This window comes from Kitasatospora sp. NPDC003701 (assembly GCF_053587085.1).
Genome location: NZ_JBSFNM010000020.1, coordinates 66,922 through 85,124, shown reverse-complemented (window position 1 = coordinate 85,124; position 18,203 = coordinate 66,922). Strand labels below are relative to the sequence as shown.

Sequence of the window (18,203 nt, the reverse complement as noted above, 5' to 3'; positions counted from 1 at the left end):
TCCTTACTTGTTGGCCAGCTCGGCGGCGCGGTCGGCCGCACCGTCCATGGTGTCCACCTGCTGAACCAGCGGGTGGTTGGCGTCGGTCAGGATCTTGCGACCCAGCTCGGCGTTGTTGCCGTCCAGGCGGACGACCAGCGGCTTGGTGACCTCGTCGCCCTTGGTCTTCAGCAGCTCCAGGGCCTGCACGATGCCGTTCGCGACGGCGTCGCACGCGGTGATGCCACCGAAGACGTTGACGAAGACCGACTTGACGTCGGGGTCGCCCAGGATGATCTCCAGGCCGTTCGCCATGACCTCGGCGGACGCGCCGCCGCCGATGTCGAGGAAGTTGGCGGGCTTCACGCCGCCGTGCTTCTCGCCCGCGTAGGCGACCACGTCGAGGGTGCTCATGACGAGGCCCGCGCCGTTGCCGATGATGCCGACCTGGCCGTCGAGCTTGACGTAGTTCAGGCCCTTGGCCTTCGCCGCCGCCTCGAGCGGGTTGGCGGCGGCCTTGTCCTCGAGCGCCTCGTGCTCGGGCTGGCGGAACTCGGCGTTCTCGTCCAGGGAGACCTTGCCGTCGAGCGCGATGATCTTGCCGTCGCCGGACTTGATCAGCGGGTTGACCTCGACGAGGAGGGCGTCCTCCTTGATGAAGACGACCCAGAGCTTCTGCAGGACGTCGGCGACCTGGTCGGCGATCTCGGCCGGGAACTTCGCCGCGGCGACGATCTCGGCGGCCTTCTCCGGGGTGCAGCCCTCGTTGGCGTCGACCGGGATCTTGGCGAGCGCCTCGGGGTTCTCCTCTGCGACGACCTCGATCTCCACACCGCCCTCCACGCTGGCCATGGCCAGGAAGGTGCGGTTGGTGCGGTCCAGCAGGAAGGAGACGTAGTACTCCTCCTTGATGTCCGCGGTCTGGGCCAGCATCACCTTGTGAACGGTGTGGCCCTTGATGTCCATGCCGAGGATCGCCTCGGCCTTGGCGACGGCGTCCGCCGGGTCGGCGGCGAGCTTCACGCCACCGGCCTTGCCTCGGCCACCCACCTTCACCTGAGCCTTGACGACGGCGCGGCCGCCGAAGCGCTCCGCGATGGCGGCAGCGTCTGCGGCGGTCTCGATGACATCACCGTCAAGCACGGGAACCCCGTGCTTGGCGAAGAGGTCCCTCGCCTGGTACTCGAACAGGTCCACGTGTTTGTCCTTGTTCGTGGTCGCGGATTGTGTCTCTACGAGCGTGCCACGGCAGGATCTTCGCTGCGGGTCGTCGAGGCGGTGCGGGTACGCAGAGGTACGGCCTTGCGGCCCACACAGCCACGGGCGCACACGTCAATCAACACGCGCGTCACGTCCGTCTGGCAGGTTATCCCCGGACGACGGGCGCGTTTCGCCCGGGACCGGCCCGGCTTGGGTGAGAACCGTCACAGCCGGGCCGCGACCGACTGCCGCGCGCCCTGCTCAGCGGGCGCGCGGATCAGCGGTGCGGCCGGGCCCCGGTTCGCTCGTCCGGGTGAACCCGCGCACCCCGTCCCTACCCGCCCTGTTCCGGCGCCGGGATCGGCCGCTTCTCGATCGCCGCCGCCATGACGTCCGCGAAGGCGTCCGGGGTGCAGGCGAACGCCGGGGCGCCGAGCGCGGCCAGGGCGGCCGCGTGCGCGTGGTCGTAGGCGGGCGCCCCCTCGTCCGAGAGCGCGAGCAGCGCGACGAACTGGACGCCGGCCGCCTTCATCGCCACCACCCGCTTGAGCATCTCGTCCCGGATGCCGCCCTCGTAGAGGTCGCTGATCAGCACCACGACGGTCTCGGACGGGCGGGTGATCCTCGACTGGCAGTAGGCCAGCGCCCGGTTGATGTCGGTACCGCCGCCGAGCCGGGTCGCGAACAGCACGTCCACCGGGTCGTCGAGCTGCTCGGTGAGGTCGACCACCGAGGTGTCGAACACCACCAGCCGGGTGTCCACGGTCTTCATCGAGGCCAGTACGGCGCCGAACACCGCCGAGTACACCACCGAGGGGGCCATCGAGCCGGACTGGTCGACGCAGAGGATGACGTCCTTCTTCACCGCGCGCTGCGCCCGGGCGTGGCCGACCAGCCGCTCGGGGACGACGGTGCCGTACTCGGGCAGGTAGTTCTTCAGGTTGGCCCGGACGGTGCGGTCCCAGTCGATGTCACGGTGGCGCGGCCGGTTCACCTTGGCGCTGCGGTCCAGCGCGCCGCCCAGGGTGGCCCGGGTGCGGTCGGCGAGCCGGCGCTCCAGCTCCGCGACCACCTTGCCGACCACCGCGCGGGCGCTCTCCCGGGTGGTCTCGGGCAGCGCGTGCTTCAGCGAGAGCAGGGTGGCGACCAGGTGGACGTCGGGCTCGACGGCCTCCAGCATCTCCGGCTCCAGCAGCAGGTGGTCCAGGCCGAGCCGGGTGATGGCGTCCTGCTGCATCAGCTGGACGACGGTGGTGGGGAAGTACTCGCGGATGTCCCCCAGCCAGCGCGCCACCTGCGGCGCCGAGCCGCCCAGCCCGGCACCGCGCCGGCCGGCCCGCCCGGCCCGGCCCTCCTGCGGCGCGCCCCGGTACAGCGCGGCGAGCGCGCCGTCCATCGCGGCGTCCCGGCCGCGCAGCGCGCAGCCGGTGCCGTCCGCCTCGCCCCCGAGCACCAGCCGCCAGCGGCGCAGCCGCTCCTCGGCGGCGAGGGTGGCGGGGGTGGTGGTCTCTGCCATCGGGTGCTCCTTCCGGTCCGTCCCGTACGGGTCGGGTGGTGCGGCGAGGTCGGGTGGTGCGGCGGGGTCAGGTGTTGCGGCCTTCGGCCTGGCGGGGGATCCGCGCCGGGCCGGCGGGGTGGACCGGGCAACCGGGCAGGCCGAGCAGCAGGGCGACCACCGGGACCGCCGCGTCGGCACGGGCCGGGTCGAGCTCGGGGCCCGCGCCCGCCGCCGGCACCGGGTCGGCGCCGAGCGGCCCGGCCGCGACCCGGCCGCCGACGGTGTTGCGGACACCCGCCTCCAGCGCGGAGAAGGTGCGGCGCAGCAGCGGCAGCACATCGGTGAAGGCCTCGGCCGGCACCGCCGTCAGCCACGCGTCGAGCAGGCCCAGCAGGCGGGGGTCGTGCAGCAGCAGGGCGCCGCCGCCGCTGAGGAAGCCCTCGATCCAGCCGGCCGCGTCGGCCGGGGCGTTGGCGGGCGAGAGGACGAGGCCCAGCCGGCGCCCGGCCTCCTCGGAGTCGAGCCGGCCGTCGTCCAGCAGCAGCCGGACGGCGCGGCCGCGCAGCAGTCCGGGCACGCCCGTGGCCGGACCGCCGACCGGTTCGCGGCGGGCCAGCGCCCGCAGGGCCGCGGCCCACCGGTCGGCGAGCCCGCCGGCCGGCTCCAGCAGGCCGATCGCGCCGTGCACCTCGTCGAGCCGGCCGCGCATCGCCTCCGCGCCGGCCGCGTCCAGCCCGGTGCAGGCCGGTGGCAGTCCGATGCGGATCCGGTCGGCGAGGCCCGTCGCGACCTCGCCGAGCGCGCCGTGGTCGGTGCCCCGGACGTCGCCGTAGCGCAGTGCCCGGACGAGCGCGGGCAGCGCGTCCGCCAGCCGGGCGACGTCCGTGTCCAGCGCGGCGCAGTCGGCGAGCACCCGCATCACGGCGGGCAGCGCGTCGGCCAGCCCGGCGAGCAGGCAGGTCTCGACCAGGGCCGTCAGCTCGGCGAGCTCCACCGCGGCCCGCGCCGCGCCGACGGCACGGCCGGCCGCCGCGTCCTCGACGGTGGTGCCCCACTGGGCGGCCTCGGCGATCCGGACGGCGAACTCGGGCTGCCAGCAGAGCCGCCAGCTCTCCCGGAAGGTGCCCGTCGAGGTGACGGCGGAGCGGCTCGGCACCCCCCAGTCGATGCCGAGCAGCCGCAGCCGGTGCAGCAGCCGGGAGCGCGCCGCGTCGTTCTCCTTGCGCAGGTCCAGGTCCAGCTCCCGCGGCTCCACCGCCGGCTTCAGCCGCAGCGAGCGCTGCAGCCGCGCCAAGTCCCGCTGCAGCGGCACCGCCGGCGCGCCGTCCGGCACCTCGCCGAGCGCGTCGCCGGTCACCAGGCGGTCCCGCACCAGTGCCAGGGCGACCTCCGAGCCGTCGCACATCACCGCGCGGACGGCGTCCAGGGTCTCGGTCAGCCCGGCGAGCGGGCGGCCGCGCAGCACCGCCAGGGTCCGGGCCAGCCGGACGGCCTCGATCACGTGCGCCGAGGAGACCGGGTGGTCCTCGGCCCGCAGCAGCTCGGCGGCCCTGGTCAACCAGAGCGGCAGCGGATCACCCGTGGTGGTGAACAGATGGTGGTACCAGCCCGGCGAGACGATCCCGGCGCCGTACCCGCTCTGCTGGGAGAGCCGGCGGTGCGTCCACGGCACCCAGGTGATGTCGGTGCGCACCTTCTTCGGCAGGCCGGCCAGCACCGCCCGGTCGTGGGCGACGGTCGGCATGGTGGCCAGCGCCGGTACGTGGAACGCCCCGCAGACCACGGCGATCCGCCGGTGCCCGGCCCGCTTGGCGGCCCGGACCTGCTGGCGCATGTACGCCTCCCGCAGGTCGTCGCGCCGGGCGGCCGGGCCGCCGGCCGCACCGCCCTCCCGCAGCGCCGCCATCGCCTCGGCGACCGCGGCGAACGGGGCCAGCGCGTCCGTACCGGGCGCGCGGTGCTCGATCACGTCCTCCCACCAGCGCTCCGGGTCGTCGCTGCCGGCGGCCTCGGCGAGCATCCCGATCGGATCACCCGGCCGCTCGGCGGGCGGCGCACCCTGCTCGGGCTCCGCCGGCCCCGTCGGCTCCGTCGGCTCCGGGTCCGCCCCCGGCTCCGGCTCCGGCTCCGGCTCATCGGCGAGGCTGTAGGCCGCCGGGAGGTCGATGAAGCGCACCGGTACGCCGGCGTCCAGCCCGTACCGGATCGCCACCCACTCCGGGGAGAACTCGGCGTACGGCCAGAACGCCGCCTTCGCCGGGTCGTCCACGGCGTGGGCGAGCAGGGCGACCGGTGGCACCATCTCCTTCTCGGCCGCCAGCCCGACGATCGGGTCGGCCTCCGGCGGGCCCTCGATCAGCACCGCGTCCGGCCGCAACCGCTCCAGCGCGGCGGCCACCGCGCGGGCCGAGCCGGGGCCGTGGTGCCGTACGCCCAGCAGCGTCACCTCTGCGCTCATCGCGCCCTCCCTCCTCGTGCCTCGAAACTGCCTCGGACTGCCTGGAACCGCCTCGAACGCCCCGGAACCGCACCGCCCTCAGCGGGTGTTCTCACGGGCCGCGCGGTAGAAGTCCTTCCAGCCGTCCCGCTCGCGCAGGACGCCCTCGACGTACTCGCTCCACACCGCCCGGTCGGCCACCGGATCCCGGACGACGGCGCCGAGGATGCCGGCCGTGACGTCGCCGGCCCGCAGCACGCCGTCCCCGAAGTGGGTGGCCAGGGCCAGGCCGTTGGTCACCACCGAGATCGCCTCGGCCGTCGAGAGCGTGCCGCTCGGCGTCTTCACCTTCGTCCGGCCGTCCACCGTGATGCCGGCCCGCAGCTCGCGGAAGACGGTGACCACCCGCCGGATCTCCTCGGCGCCGCCGGGCAGCCGGGCCAGCTCCAGCGAGCGGCCGAGCTGGTCGACCCGCCGGGTGACGATGTCCACCTCCTCCTCCAGCGAGCCGGGCAGCGGCAGCACCACGGTGTTGAACCGCCGGCGCAGCGCGCTCGACAGCTCGTTGACGCCGCGGTCCCGGTCGTTCGCCGTGGCGATCAGGTTGAAGCCGCGCACGGCCTGCGTCTCGCCGCCCAACTCCGGTATCGGCAGCGTCTTCTCCGACAGGATGGTGATCAGACTGTCCTGCACGTCCGCCGGGATCCGGGTCAACTCCTCGACCCGGGCGATCTTCCCGTCCGCCATCGCCCGCATCAGCGGCGACGGCACCAGCGCCTCCCGGCTCGGACCGTTCGTCAGCAACCGGGCGTAGTTCCACCCGTACCGGACGGCCTCCTCCGGCGTACCGGCCGTCCCCTGCACCAGCAGGGTCGAATCGCCGCTGATCGCGGCCGCGAGGTGCTCCGACACCCAGGTCTTCGCGGTGCCCGGCACGCCGAGCAGCAGCAGCGCCCGGTCCGTCGCCAGCGTCGTCACGGCGACCTCGACGATCCGCCGCGGCCCGATGTACTTCGGGGTGACCACGGTGCCGTCCGGCAGCTCGCCGCCGAGCAGATAGGTGGCGACGGCCCACGGCGACAGCCTCCACCGCTCGGGGCGCGGGCGGTCGTCCTGGGCGGCCAGCGCGGCCAGTTCCGCCGCGAAGGCGTCCTCCGCATGCTGGCGCAGAACGTCGGTCATGGAGGGGCTCCTTCGGGTCGGCCGCCGGACACACCCGTGGCGGGCGGCGAGGTGATCGGGGGGAGCCAGGTCGGCGTCCCGGCCTGTGGGAACAACCCTGCACCGGACCACTGACAATCCTGACCGGACCTCAGTTCGACCACCCGGCCTGTCAGTCCCCCCGCCTACCGTCGTCGGCATGGAGGAACGCTGGAGCACCGAACACGTCCTGTCCCTGGCGCCCGACGCGAGTTCGCAGAAGGCGGCGGGCAAGCTCTCCTCGCCCGCGCCCTGGTCCGCCACGGGCACCGACGGCACCGCGCTCTGGGGCGAGTGCAAGGGCAGCGGACGGACGCCGTACCGCACCGCGGTCGAGCTGGCCACGCCCGCCTACTCGTGCACCTGCCCGAGCCGGAAGTTCCCGTGCAAGCACGCGCTCGGACTGCTGCTGCTCTGGAGCGGCACCCCCGAGGCCGTCCCGGCCGGTGAACCGGCCGACTGGGCGTCCGACTGGCTGGCGGAGCGCCGCGACCGCGCCGACCGGCGCGCCGCCGGCGCCACCACCCCGGCGGACCCGGCCGCCGCCCGCCGCCGGGCCGAGAAGCGCAACGCCCGGGTGGCCGCCGGCGCCGGCGAGCTGCGCCTGCGGCTGGCCGACCGGATCCGCCACGGCCTGGCCGACCGGACCGCCGCCGGCCCCTGGGAGGAGGTCGCCGCCCGGATGGTGGACGCCCAGGCCCCCGGCCTCGCCACCCGCGTCCGCGAGCTCGACACCGACCCCGGCCCCGACCTCCTGGAGGAGTACGCCATGCTCCATCTGCTCGCCACCGCCGCCACCCGGATCGACGACCTGCCCGCCCCGCTCGCCGCCACCGTCCGGGCCCGGGTCGGCTACACCACCGACGCCGCCGACGTCCTGGCCGGCCCCACCGTCCGCGACCGCTGGTACGTCCTCGGCAGCCGCACCTCGCCCCTGGAGGGCGGCGCGGACGAGCGCCTCACCACCCGCCGGCTCTGGCTGCGCGGCGCCAAGACCGGGCGCCCCGCCCTGCTCCTCGCCTTCGGCCGCCCCGGCCGGGCCCCCGACCTCGCCCTCCCCACCGGCCAACTGCTGGAGGTCGAGCTCGCCTTCCACCCCGGCGCCCGCCCCCTGCGCGCCGCCCTCGGCACCCGCTACGGCGCCCCCGCGCCGGGCCCCGCCGAGCCGCCGCCCGGCCTCACCCCCGCCGAGGCCGTCGCCGCCTACGGCGCCGCCGTCGCCGACGACCCCTGGCTCGACGCCTGGCCCACCGTCCTGACCGGTGTCGTCCCCGTCCTCACACCCGACGGCTGGCACCTCACCGACGGCCGGCACACGCTCCCGGTCCACCGCGGCACCACCCCCGAATCCGCCCTCTGGCGCCTCGCGGCCGTCTCCACCGGCCGCCCCCTCACCGTCTTCGGCGAACACGGCCACCGGGGCTTCGCCCCGGTCACCGCCTGGGGCGCGGACCACCGCCCGATCGACCTGACCGCCCCGTAGGGCCCGCGCGCCCCCGCCCCACACCGGGGGCCGACCGGTAGCGGCCCAGAAGCCGACCCCCGGGAGCCTCCGCACCCACCGACCCGCAGGAGCCCCGCGTGCCGCTCACCACCCCGACCCCGGCCGACCCCTGGGAGACCCTCCACACCACCGCCCTCCTCGGCACCGACCGCCGCCCGCTGCCACCCCCCGCCGCCGACGACTCCCCCGCCCACCTCGCCGTCGACCGCACCGACCCGGCCACCGCCCTGCTCGAACTCGCCGCCCTGGAGACCGTCCGCCGCCGCGCCGGCGCCCTCCCCGCCCCCGTCAGCGAGGCCGTCACCGCCCTGCTCGCCGCCCCGGCCCCCGAGGACCACCGGCCCGAGCTGCCCGCCCCCGCCGCCCGCCGGCTCACCCTCCTGCTCGGCAGCCGGGGCGCCGGCTCTCCCGGCACCCTCGCCAACCTCGCCGAACTGCTCCCGCAGTGGCTCGCCACGGCCCGCGCCCGGGGCCTGCGCCCGCCCGCCGCCGTCGTCCCCGCCCTGCTGGACGCCGCCCGCGGCCGGACCGAGCTGCGCCCCGACGCGGTGGCACTGGCCGGCCCCCTGGGCCGCTGGCTCGCCGCCCGCAACGCCGACTGGCGGTTCGTCCTGCGCACCACCGCGGCCGGGCCCGGCGGCCCGGCGGGCCCGGCCGGGGACAACCACCTCTGGCACGAGGGCCTCTTCGCCGAGCGCGTCACCCACCTCACCGCGCTGCGCCGGACCGACCCGGCCGCCGGGCTCGCCCTGCTCACCAGCACCTGGCCCACCGAGCGCGCCGAGGACCGGCTGCTCTTCCTGGACGCCCTCCAGGACGGCCTCTCGCTCGCCGACGAACCCTTCCTGGAGGCCGCGCTGGGCGACCGCAGCAAGAACGTCCGGGCCACCGCCGCGGAGTTGCTCTCGACCCTGCCCGGCTCCACCCTCGCCCACCGGATGGCCGAGCGCGCCCGGGCCGCCGTCCGCCTCTCCGACCGCGGCACGCACCTGCTCGTCACCCCGCCGACCGAGTGCGACGCCGAGATGCAGCGCGACGGCATACCGCCCAAGTCGCCCACCGGGCGCGGTGAGCGGGCCTGGTGGTTCGGCGAGGTGATCGCCGCCGCACCGCTCTCCCTCTGGCAGGAGTCCACCGGTCTGACGCCGGGCCGGCTGCTCGGGCTCCGGGTCGGCGACAGCATCGACGAGACCAACAGCAGCTGGGCCGACGACCTGCGCGAGGCCTGGGCCCGGGCCGCCGTCCGCCAGCACGACGCCGACTGGGCCCGGGCGCTGCTGGGCCCGGCCCCGGCCCCCGCCCCGGGCGGCCGCTCCGGCCGCACCGCCCGGGCCCCCCGGAGCACCGGCGCCCCCGCCAAGCTGCTCTCGGTCCTGCCGCCCGCCGAACGCGCCGCCTGGACGGCCGCGTTCATCGAGGTGCACGGCCTGGGCGAGGCCTTCCAACTGCTCGGCGCCTGCGCGGCGCCGTGGACACCGCCGCTGTCCACCGCCGTCGTCGCGGCCCTCGCCCGGGCGGCCGCCTCCGGCGCGTACCCGTGGAGCCACAGCGGGGTGCTCGGTATGACGGAGCGCGCGCTCGCCCCCGGGGCGGCCGCCGCCGTCGAGGAGTTGGCGGCCGGGGCCGCGCCCGCCGGGGCCTGGGCCGAGACCTTCGCCCGGCTGGCCGGCACCCTGCGCTTCCGGGAGGCGATGCTCGCCGAACTCGGCGCCTGAGGCGCCCGCCGCCGAAAACGGCCGAGCCGGTACGGGACACCCGTACCGGCTCGGCCGGAGACTCGGCGCAGGACCACTCGGCGCAGGACCACTCGGCGCAGGACCACTCGGCGACTGCCCCGGCGGCCGCGCCCGAAGCCGCCCGCCCAGGAGGCGGGCGCTCAAGCGGCGCACGCTCAAGCGGCGTGCGCCCGAAGGCGCCCGCTCAGGAGGCGCACGCCTCGCGGCAGGCCTCCGCCCGGGGGCTCAGCTCGCGACCCGCAGGTTCGCCTCGACCCAGGCCACCACGTCCCGGGTCGGCGTCCCCGGGGTGAAGATGTCCGCGACGCCCATCGCCTTGAGCTCGACGATGTCCTCCTCGGGGATGATCCCGCCGCAGAAGACCTTGATGTCCTCCGCCTCGCGCTCCCTCAGCAGCTCCAGCACCCGCGCGCAGAGCGTCATGTGCGCCCCGGAGAGGACCGACAGCCCGATGCCGTCCGCGTCCTCCTGGATCGCGGTGTCGACGATCTGCTCGGGCGTCTGGTGCAGGCCGGTGTAGATGACCTCCATCCCGGCGTCACGCAGGGCGCGCGCGATGACCTTGGCGCCGCGGTCGTGACCGTCGAGCCCGGGCTTGGCGACCACTACACGGATCGGCCCTGACACACCCATCACTGCCTCCTGGACTTCGTCGTCCACCACCCCACCGGACCTCGTCGGGCACGGGCGCGGTTAACCAGCAATAACCAACCTGAGGGGAGGTTAGCGTCACCCGGCCGGGCTGACCGTGCCGCCCCTCAAGAGGAGGGCAAAATCACAGCTCCGCCTCTTGCTACCCGTCGGTATACCCCGCCGGATCCACCCGCAGCCCGCCAACTCCCCTCTTGACATCCGGACTTTTGTCCGGATGTCGGCGTTGCGGCTACAGTCTCGGCTGTTTTCCCCTCGTCTTTCCGCCCGCCCTTCCCCTCGCCCTTCCCCTCGCCCTTCCCCTCGCCCGACGACGTGCCCGAGGCCCACCGAGGAGGCAGCCCCCGATGGCTCCCGACGCAGCCGCCCGCCCGACCCGTGCGGAGCTGCGGGTGGCCGCCCGCGAGCAGTCGCGCGCGCAGCGCCGCGGCGCCGCCAAGGCCGCCACCCGGACCGCGCTGCTGCGCGTCGCCCTGCCGTCGATGGCCGCCCTCGGCGTGGCCGGGGCGGCCGCCGTGACCGTCCAGGGCGAGGCCGACCAGCAGCGCGCCCAGGCGGCCGGGCGCTCCCCCGAGCAGGCCGCCCAGGCCCCGGGCGCCGCACCCGCCAGGGCCGCCGCCCAGCAGGCCCTCGCCGCGGGCGAGGCCGACCAGGCCTCCCGCGGCGACGCCCGGGTACCGCTCTCCGGCGCCCAGCCCGCCGGTACGACCGACGGCACGGCCGAGGCCGCCCCGGCCCCCGCGCCCGCGCTCCCGAAGGTCACCCTCCCGGTCGCCCAGCGGGGCCTCGGCGAGATGTTCGGCGCGTCCGGCACGCACTGGGCCGCCCGGCACACCGGCATCGACTTCCCCGTCGACGGCGGCACCCAGGTCATGGCGGTCGCCGACGGCACGATCCGCACGCAGTGGAACCCGTCGTACGGCTACATGTCGATACTGAAGATGGCCGACGGCACCGAGGCCTGGTACTGCCACCTGCGGTCGTACAAGATCCGCAAGGGCACCGTGAAGGCGGGCGACGTCATCGCCTTCGTAGGCAGCAGCGGCAACAGCACCGGCCCGCACCTGCACTTCGAGATCCGCCCGGCCGGTGGCGGCGCGCCCGTCGACCCGCTGCCGTGGTTCCTCGCCCAGGGCGTCGACCCGCGCTGACCCCCAGGCCCCGCCGACCCCAGGCCCGGCTGACCACGGCCCGGCCGACCCCCGGGCCCCGCTGCGCCAGCCCCCGCCGCCCCGCGGCCACGACGCCGCTCCGGCCCGGGCGGCGTCACCACCCGGGCCGGAGCGGGCCGACCCGCCCTACAGCTTCTCCACCGGCGCGTACCGCAGCAGCAGCTGCTTGCGCCCCTCCGTCCCGAAGTCCACCGTGGCCTGCGCCTTCTCCCCGACCCCGGCGGTGGCCACCACCGTGCCCAGGCCGAAGGTGTCGTGGGTGACGCGGTCCCCCACCGCCAGCGCCACGACCTCGCGCTCGACCGCCGCGCCGGAGCGCCGCGCCGACTGACCCCAGCCCGCCTTGGGCGAGGCCGCCGCCGCCGAGCCGCGCGAGGAGCCCCGGGAGGAGCCGCCCGAACCGGCGGACTTCCCGCCCCAGGACGACCCCGAGGAGTACCCGCGCGAGGCCGGCACCGTGGACGCCCCCGTCCGCTTCCACTCCACCAGCGTGTCCGGGATCTCCTCCAGGAAGCGCGAGGCCGGGTTGTACGAGGGCTGCCCCCAGGCGCTGCGCAGCACCGAGCGCGTCAGGTAGAGCCGCTCGCGCGCCCGGGTGAGCCCGACGTACGCGAGCCGCCGCTCCTCCTCCAGCTCCTTGACCTGGTTGAGCGCCCGCATGTGCGGGAAGATGCCGTCCTCCATGCCGGTCAGGAAGACCACCGGGAACTCCAGCCCCTTGGCGGTGTGCAGGGTCATCATCGTGATGACGCCCCGGCCCTCCTCGTCGTCGTCGGGGATCTGGTCGGAGTCCGCGACGAGCGCCACCCTCTCCAGGAAGTCGGCCAGCGAGCCGAGCGGCGGCGCGCCGTCCTCGCCCGCGTCGGGCCGCTCGCCCGGGTCCTGCTCGTACTCCAGGGCGACGGAGGCGAGCTCCTGGAGGTTCTCCACCCGCGTCTCGTCCTGCGGGTCCGTGGAGGACTGCAGCTCGGCGAGGTAGCCCGTCTCCTCCAGCACGGCCTCCAGCACCGCGGCCGGCCCGGCGCCCGACTCGACGACCTGCCGCAGCCCGGCCATCAGCGCGTTGAACTTCTTCACCGCGTTCGCCGAGCGGGCGGCCATCCCGTACGCCTCGTCGACCCGCTGGAGCGCCTGCGCGAAGGAGATCCGCTCGCGCCCGGCGAGCGCGTCGATCATCGCCTCGGCCCGCTCGCCGATCCCGCGCTTGGGCACGTTGAGGATCCGGCGCAGCGGCACGGTGTCCTCCGGGTTGGAGAGCACCCGCAGGTAGGCCAGGACGTCCCGGACCTCCTTGCGCTCGTAGAAGCGCACCCCGCCGACCACCTTGTACGGCAGGCCGACCCGGATGAACACCTCCTCGAACACGCGGGACTGGGCGTTGGTCCGGTAGAAGATCGCGACGTCGCCGGGCTTGGCGTCGCCGGCGTCGGTGAGCCGGTCGATCTCGTCGGCGATGAACTGGGCCTCGCCGTGCTCGTCGTCCGCGACGTAGCCGACGACCTTCTCGCCGTGGTCGCCGGCCGTCCAGAGCTTCTTCTCGCGGCGGCTGGTGTTCCGCTCGATGACGGCGTTGGCCGCGCTCAGGATGGTCTGCGTGGAGCGGTAGTTCTGCTCCAGCAGGATGGTGGTCGCGTTCGGGTAGTCCTCCTCGAACTGGAGGATGTTGCGGATCGTCGCACCGCGGAAGGCGTAGATCGACTGGTCCGCGTCACCGACCACGCACAGCTCGGCCGGCGGCACCTCGGCGAGGCGCCCGGCGGCCGGGTCCACGAAGTCGCCGTCCACGGTGCGCTTCGGCGCGGCCGTGGCGGAGCCGCCGCTGAGCTCCCGCACCAGCGTGTACTGGGCGTGGTTGGTGTCCTGGTACTCGTCGACCAGGATGTGCCGGAACCGCCGCCGGTAGTGCTCCGCGACGTCGGGGAAGGCCTGGAGCAGGTTCACCGTCGTCATGATGATGTCGTCGAAGTCGAGCGCGTTGGCCTCGCGCAGCCGCCGCTGGTAGAGGAAGTAGGCCTCGGCCAGCTTCTTCTCCATCGGGTTGGCCGCCTGGTCGGCGTACGTCTCCTCGTCGATCAGCTCGTTCTTCAGGTTGCTGACCTTGGCCGTGAAGGACTTCGGCGGGAACTGCTTCGGGTCCAGGTCGAGGTCCCGGCAGACCAGGGACATCAGGCGCTGCGAGTCGGCCGAGTCGTAGATCGAGAACGACGACGTGAAGCCGAGCAGCTTGCTCTCCCGGCGCAGGATCCGCACGCAGGCGCTGTGGAAGGTGGAGACCCACATCGCCCGGGCCCGGGGCCCGACCAGCTGCTCGACGCGCTCGCGCATCTCGCCGGCCGCCTTGTTGGTGAAGGTGATCGCCAGGATCTCGCCCGGCTGCACCCCGCGGGCGCCCAGCAGGTGGGCGATCCGGTGGGTCAGCACGCGCGTCTTGCCGGAGCCGGCGCCGGCCACGATGAGCAGCGGCGAGCCCGCGTGCAGCACCGCCTCGCGCTGCGGGTCGTTCATCCCCTCCAGCAGCTGGGCCGGGTCCACCACCGGCCGGGCGGCGCCGTTGCGGTAGTAGGCGTCCCGCTCGGCCTGGGCCGCGTGGTCCGTGTGGAAGAGCCCCTCCGGGATCGCCTCCTCGTAGGCGTCGTACGGGACGTCGTCCTCGAACGGCGGCGGCTCCTCGGCCGTCGGGTCTGCGGCGGGCTGCTGCTTCGACCCGGCGGCGGGGGCCTCGAAACCGGGGAGCGGGAGGTCGTCAAAGAGGCTACTCATGGCCCTACGAGTCTATGGCCCCGCACTGACAAGCCCGCCCGGCCGGAAGGGATCCGGGCCGGGCGGGAGGCGTCGCGGGGGCCGTCAGACCAGGCGGCGGGCGGTGGCCCACCGGGTCAGCTCGTGCCGGTTGCTCAGCTGGAGCTTGCGCAGCACGGCCGAGACGTGGCTCTCCACCGTCTTCACCGAGATGAACAGCTGCTTCGCGATCTCCTTGTACGCGTAGCCGCGCGCGATCAGCCGCAGCACCTCGCGCTCGCGCTGGGTCAGCCGGTCGAGGTCCTCGTCCACCGGCGGGGTGTCCGTGGCCGCGAAGGCGTCCAGCACGAAGCCGGCCAGCCGCGGCGAGAACACCGCGTCGCCGTCGGCGATCCGGAAGACGGCGTTGACCAGGTCGGTGCCGGTGATCGTCTTGGTGACGTACCCGCGGGCACCGCCGCGGATCACGCCGATGACGTCCTCGGCCGCGTCGGAGACGGACAGCGCCAGGAACTTCACCTGCTCGCCCATCAGCCCGGCCGAGCGGCGCAGCACCTCGACCCCGCCGCCGCCCGGCAGGTGCACGTCGAGCAGCACCACGTCGGGCCTGGTCTCGGCCACCACCCGGACCGCCGACTCCACGTCGTCGGCCTCGCCGACCACGTCGATCCCGGTGACCTCGGTGCGCCCGATCTCGGCGCGCACCCCGGTCCGGAACATCCGGTGGTCGTCGACCAGCACGACCCGCGCGACCCTTCCCCCGCCCTCGGCCGGGGTCCCCCCCGTCGGCGCTGCGTCAGTCATTCGTTCTCTCCATCTCCAGCTCGACCTCGGTGCCGCCGTCCGGCGCGGGCCGCACCCGTGCGGTGCCGCCGTTGCGCTTCATCCGGCCGATGATCGACTCGCGGACACCCATCCGGTCCTCGGGCACCGTGTCGGGGTCGAAGCCGGGGCCGTGGTCGCGTACGAACACCGACACCGTCTTTCCCTCCACCTCGGCGTAGACCTGGACCGGTCCCCCGCCACCGTACTTGGCCGCGTTGACCGTCGCCTCCCTCGCGGCCTGCATCTGCGCCGCGATCCGCTCGTCCATCGGGCAGTCGCCGACCACGACCAGCTCGACCGGGACGCCGTGCCGGTCCTCGACCTCGGCGACCACCGCGCGCAGGCTCTCCGCCATGGTGTCCGGCGCGTCCTCGGCGACCGCCTCCGGCCGGTACAGCCAGAGCCGCAGCTCGCGCTCCTGGGCCCGGGCGAGCCGCAGCACCTCCTTCGGGTCCTCGGCCCGGCGCTGGATCAGGGTCAGGGTGTGCAGCACCGAGTCGTGGACGTGCGCCGCGATCTCGGCCCGCTCCTGGGCGCGGATGCGGGCGGTCCGCTCGGCGCCGAGGTCCTGCCACATCCGCAGCGCGTACGGGCCCACCAGCACCAGGACGCCGGCCAGCACCGCCAGCGAGGCCTCGACCACCGAGCCGAGCGTGGAGCCGCTGCCCTGCATGGCGAGGAAGGCGATGGTGCCGGCCACCACCAGCAGCACGCCGCCGCCGACCCGGGTGTAGGCGCCGCGCCGCTTCTCGCCCTCCTCCAGGCCGAACCAGCGCTGCCACCGGGAGTCGTCGGCCTGCCGCCAGACCAGTGCGACACCGACGCCGATCGCCAGCAGCGGCCAGGTGTACGGCCGGGCGGTCTGCACGCCGAGCGCGCTCAGCAGGGCGATCAGACCGATCACCACCATGACCAGCGCGGCGAGCTGGCCCAGGCCGCCCTGGCGCCGGCCGGCGGCGGACCGGGCCGGGACCGGCTCGCCGCCCGGCTCGGCCGCGGCCGCGGCGGGCTCGCCCTGCAGGGCGTGCTGGAGCAGCTCGCGCAGCCGGCCGATCCAGCCGCGCCGGCCCTTGCTCAGCTCCGCCCCGGAGGCGCCGGAGGCCTGCCAGGAGCCGGCCGGCACGAAGGCGCCGTTGGCGTAGACCCAGTGCGCACCGGCGCGCTGCGCGGGCTCGCCGATGCCGATCGGCACCACGAACCAGAACGCCGCGTACAGCAGCGCGCCGATCCCCTGCGCGAAGAAGAGCAGGACGAAGGCGACCCGGACCCAGGTGACCGGCAGCCCGAGGTGCACCGCGAGGCCGTGCGCGACGCCGCCGAGCATCCGGCCCTGCGGGCTCCGGTAGAGCCGCCGGTACGGCGGGCGCTCGCCGCCGGGCGCGGCCGGGTCGGCACTCGCCGCCGACGCGGCGTCGGGGACGAGGGGGCGGGGATCGGTACCGGGTGCTGCCACGGCACCGATGGTTCCACGCACGCGGGCCCGGGCGCATCAGGGTGGAGCCCCCATCCGTCTCAGGGACAAGTCAGGGTACGGACAGGGCTCCCACCGGTTGGGCGGGACCGCGCGAGCCACCAGGATGGTGGGCATGACCGAAGACCACCGCATCCAGGAGAGCGGGCCGAGCGCCCCGCCGGCGCCGGACCGCCCCCCGCTGAACCGCACCGAGCACCACCGTGTGGTGGCCGGTGTCTGCGGCGGCCTGGGCCGGCACCTGGACATCGACCCGGTGGTCTTCCGGGTGGTGACGGCCGTGCTCTGCCTCTCCGGCGGCCTCGGCCTGTTCCTGTACGGGCTGGCCTGGCTGATCATCCCGACCGAGTCCGTCCCGGACGGCCGGGGCGGCAGCAGGGCGGGCCGCACCGAGCTCCAGCGGGTGCTCACCGGCCGGGTGGACGGCCAGTCGGTCGGCGCGGTGCTGCTGACCGTGATCGGCACCGGCGTCTTCTTCGCCTCGATGGGCGACGGGGACACCATGTTCCCGGTGCTGCTGCTCGGGACCCTGGTCTTCCTGGCGGTCCGCTACGACCCGGAGCGGCGCCACGGCGGCCGGCTGCGGGGGCGCCGGCGCGGCCGGGAGCGGCGGCACGGCCCGTACGACCGGTGGTTCCCCGGGTCGGAGGCGTCGACCGCCGACTACTCCTGGCCGCCCCGGGGCGGGGACGAGCCGGCCCGCGAGCGGCACGCCCGGGAGCGGGCGGCCGGCACGGTACCGACCGACACCCCGCACGCGGGCCCGAGCGGCTACCTGTGGGACCCCCGCCACCCCGAGCGCAACCCGTACGGCCCAGCCGCCACCCCGCCGCCCGGCGGGCCGGCGCAGCCCTGGTGGCAGCGCCCCGACCTGCCCGAGGGCGACCCGCTGCGCAAGGACGGCCCGGCCGGCCGGCCGCCGCGGCCGACGGTGGTGCGCCACCGCCCCGAGCGCTCGCCGCTCGGCCTGATCGGGCTGCTGCTCGCGGTCGGCGCGGCCAGCGCGGTCTGGTCGGCCTCCGCCCACGGCGGCGCCGAGGTGGTGACCGGCACGGTGCTGGCCACCGCGCTGCTGGTGGTCGGGCTGACCCTGCTGGTCGCCGCCAAGTTCGGCCGGGCCCGCAAGCTGGTCGTGCCGGGCCTGGCGCTGACCCTGGCACTGGCGTTCTCGGGCGGCTCGTCGTTCTCGGTCCAGAACGCGCTCGGCGACCGCAACTGGACCGTCGTCTCGGCGGCCGACCTGGAGGAGCGGTACACGCTCGGGCTCGGTGACGCCAAGCTGGACCTCACCGGGATCGACCCGGCCGGGGCCACCCTGCGGAGCACCGTCGAGGTCGGTGCCGGGCAGCTGACCGTCCTGCTGCCGCCGGACGTGACGGTGAACCTGGAGACCAGGGCCGGGCTGGGCAACGTCAAGGTGCCCGGGGCGGACGAGGTCAACGGCAACAGCTCCCGCAGCTTCCAGCTGCACCCCGTGAACGGTCAGGCATCCAAGGGCACGCTCGACCTCAGGCTGATGGTCGGGCTCGGCGACATCAAGGTGGTCCAGTCGTGAGGAAGCACCAGCTCGATCTGTTCTCGCTGATCGCGGGCGGGCTGTTCACCGTGATCGCGGTGCTCTACCTGGTGGCGGCGCTCAACGACATCTCCGTGAACGGCCGGATCGTCATCCCGGTGACCTTCATCGTGCTCGGGGTCGGCGGGCTGGCCGGGGCGGTCGCGGCGGCGGTGCGGCGCGGCCGCCCGGACCCGCAGGACCAGGACGCGCCCTGACGGCCGGGGCGCCCGGGC

13 protein-coding genes are annotated in these 18,203 nt (G+C 75.2%); 5 read left to right on the top strand and 8 right to left on the bottom strand.

The genetic code is table 11. From position 1 onward, the window contains the following. Positions 1-3: 3 nt before the first annotated feature. From sucC to ACWDRR_RS20620, 4 genes are all read right to left on the bottom strand, one after another. Positions 4-1,176: an ADP-forming succinate--CoA ligase subunit beta gene (sucC, locus tag ACWDRR_RS20635; protein WP_360631484.1), complete on the bottom strand. Its 1,173-nt coding sequence runs from the start codon at positions 1,174-1,176 to the stop codon at positions 4-6. 337 nt (positions 1,177-1,513) lie between these two features. Continuing rightward, the gene (locus tag ACWDRR_RS20630; RefSeq protein ID WP_449773616.1) at positions 1,514-2,695 is read right to left on the bottom strand and encodes a VWA domain-containing protein; all 1,182 of its coding nucleotides are present in this window, start codon (positions 2,693-2,695) and stop codon (positions 1,514-1,516) included. Between the two features lie 67 nt (positions 2,696-2,762). Next, positions 2,763-5,135: a DUF5682 family protein gene (locus ACWDRR_RS20625; RefSeq protein WP_449773615.1), complete on the bottom strand. Its 2,373-nt coding sequence runs from the start codon at positions 5,133-5,135 to the stop codon at positions 2,763-2,765. Between the two features lie 78 nt (positions 5,136-5,213). Continuing rightward, the gene (locus tag ACWDRR_RS20620; RefSeq protein WP_449773614.1) at positions 5,214-6,296 is read right to left on the bottom strand and encodes an ATP-binding protein; all 1,083 of its coding nucleotides are present in this window, start codon (positions 6,294-6,296) and stop codon (positions 5,214-5,216) included. A 178-nt stretch (positions 6,297-6,474) separates the two neighbouring features. Here ACWDRR_RS20620 and ACWDRR_RS20615 point away from each other — a divergent pair, with 178 nt between their 5' ends. Both ACWDRR_RS20615 and ACWDRR_RS20610 read left to right on the top strand, forming a co-directional pair. Beyond that, positions 6,475-7,797, top strand: a complete 1,323-nt coding sequence (locus ACWDRR_RS20615) for an SWIM zinc finger family protein (protein ID WP_449773613.1) — start codon at positions 6,475-6,477, stop codon at positions 7,795-7,797. Between the two features lie 98 nt (positions 7,798-7,895). Further along, on the top strand, positions 7,896-9,533 hold the full coding sequence (locus ACWDRR_RS20610) for a DUF5691 domain-containing protein (protein ID WP_449773612.1): 1,638 nt from the start codon (positions 7,896-7,898) through the stop codon (positions 9,531-9,533). Positions 9,534-9,779: 246 nt separating this feature from the next. On the opposite strand, the gene ACWDRR_RS20605 is transcribed toward ACWDRR_RS20610, so the two are convergent. Further along, positions 9,780-10,187 carry a cobalamin B12-binding domain-containing protein gene (locus ACWDRR_RS20605; protein WP_380574552.1) on the bottom strand — a complete coding sequence of 136 codons (408 nt, stop codon included), beginning with the start codon at positions 10,185-10,187 and terminating at the stop codon, positions 9,780-9,782. A gap of 365 nt (positions 10,188-10,552) precedes the next feature. Here ACWDRR_RS20605 and ACWDRR_RS20600 point away from each other — a divergent pair, with 365 nt between their 5' ends. Continuing rightward, positions 10,553-11,356, top strand: coding sequence for a M23 family metallopeptidase (locus tag ACWDRR_RS20600; protein WP_449773611.1), 804 nt, complete (start codon positions 10,553-10,555; stop codon positions 11,354-11,356). A gap of 147 nt (positions 11,357-11,503) precedes the next feature. Here the strand turns inward: ACWDRR_RS20600 and pcrA are convergent, their stop codons facing one another. The 3 genes from pcrA to ACWDRR_RS20585 all read right to left on the bottom strand — a co-directional run bounded on the left by pcrA (position 11,504) and on the right by ACWDRR_RS20585 (position 16,265). Beyond that, complete coding sequence (gene pcrA, locus ACWDRR_RS20595) at positions 11,504-14,137, bottom strand: DNA helicase PcrA (protein WP_449773610.1); 2,634 nt, start codon at positions 14,135-14,137, stop codon at positions 11,504-11,506. Between the two features lie 84 nt (positions 14,138-14,221). Then, on the bottom strand, positions 14,222-14,920 hold the full coding sequence (locus ACWDRR_RS20590; RefSeq protein WP_329488057.1) for a response regulator transcription factor: 699 nt from the start codon (positions 14,918-14,920) through the stop codon (positions 14,222-14,224). Next, complete coding sequence (locus tag ACWDRR_RS20585; protein WP_449773668.1) at positions 14,913-16,265, bottom strand: ATP-binding protein; 1,353 nt, start codon at positions 16,263-16,265, stop codon at positions 14,913-14,915. Before ACWDRR_RS20585 ends, ACWDRR_RS20590 begins: the two co-directional genes overlap by 8 nt. Before the next feature lie 262 nt (positions 16,266-16,527). On the opposite strand from ACWDRR_RS20585, the gene ACWDRR_RS20580 reads away from it, so the two are divergent. Both ACWDRR_RS20580 and ACWDRR_RS20575 read left to right on the top strand, forming a co-directional pair. Beyond that, on the top strand, positions 16,528-17,967 hold the full coding sequence (locus ACWDRR_RS20580; protein WP_449773609.1) for a PspC domain-containing protein: 1,440 nt from the start codon (positions 16,528-16,530) through the stop codon (positions 17,965-17,967). Then, positions 17,964-18,185: a hypothetical protein gene (locus ACWDRR_RS20575; RefSeq protein ID WP_449773608.1), complete on the top strand. Its 222-nt coding sequence runs from the start codon at positions 17,964-17,966 to the stop codon at positions 18,183-18,185. Before ACWDRR_RS20580 ends, ACWDRR_RS20575 begins: the two co-directional genes overlap by 4 nt. Positions 18,186-18,203: the final 18 nt, after the last annotated feature.

Bases quoted from the DNA above. Each gene is read 5' to 3' on its own strand.
- pcrA (WP_449773610.1), bottom strand. From the start codon at position 14,137: ATGAGTAGCCTCTTTGACGACCTCCCGCTCCCCGGTTTCGAGGCCCCC.
- ACWDRR_RS20625 (WP_449773615.1), bottom strand. From the start codon at position 5,135: ATGAGCGCAGAGGTGACGCTGCTGGGCGTACGGCACCACGGCCCCGGC.
- ACWDRR_RS20605 (WP_380574552.1), bottom strand. From the start codon at position 10,187: ATGGGTGTGTCAGGGCCGATCCGTGTAGTGGTCGCCAAGCCCGGGCTC.
- ACWDRR_RS20630 (WP_449773616.1), bottom strand. From the start codon at position 2,695: ATGGCAGAGACCACCACCCCCGCCACCCTCGCCGCCGAGGAGCGGCTG.
- ACWDRR_RS20585 (WP_449773668.1), bottom strand. From the start codon at position 16,265: ATGCTCGGCGGCGTCGCGCACGGCCTCGCGGTGCACCTCGGGCTGCCG.
- ACWDRR_RS20600 (WP_449773611.1), top strand. From the start codon at position 10,553: ATGGCTCCCGACGCAGCCGCCCGCCCGACCCGTGCGGAGCTGCGGGTG.
- ACWDRR_RS20620 (WP_449773614.1), bottom strand. From the start codon at position 6,296: ATGACCGACGTTCTGCGCCAGCATGCGGAGGACGCCTTCGCGGCGGAA.
- ACWDRR_RS20615 (WP_449773613.1), top strand. From the start codon at position 6,475: ATGGAGGAACGCTGGAGCACCGAACACGTCCTGTCCCTGGCGCCCGAC.
- ACWDRR_RS20590 (WP_329488057.1), bottom strand. From the start codon at position 14,920: ATGACTGACGCAGCGCCGACGGGGGGGACCCCGGCCGAGGGCGGGGGA.
- ACWDRR_RS20580 (WP_449773609.1), top strand. From the start codon at position 16,528: ATGACCGAAGACCACCGCATCCAGGAGAGCGGGCCGAGCGCCCCGCCG.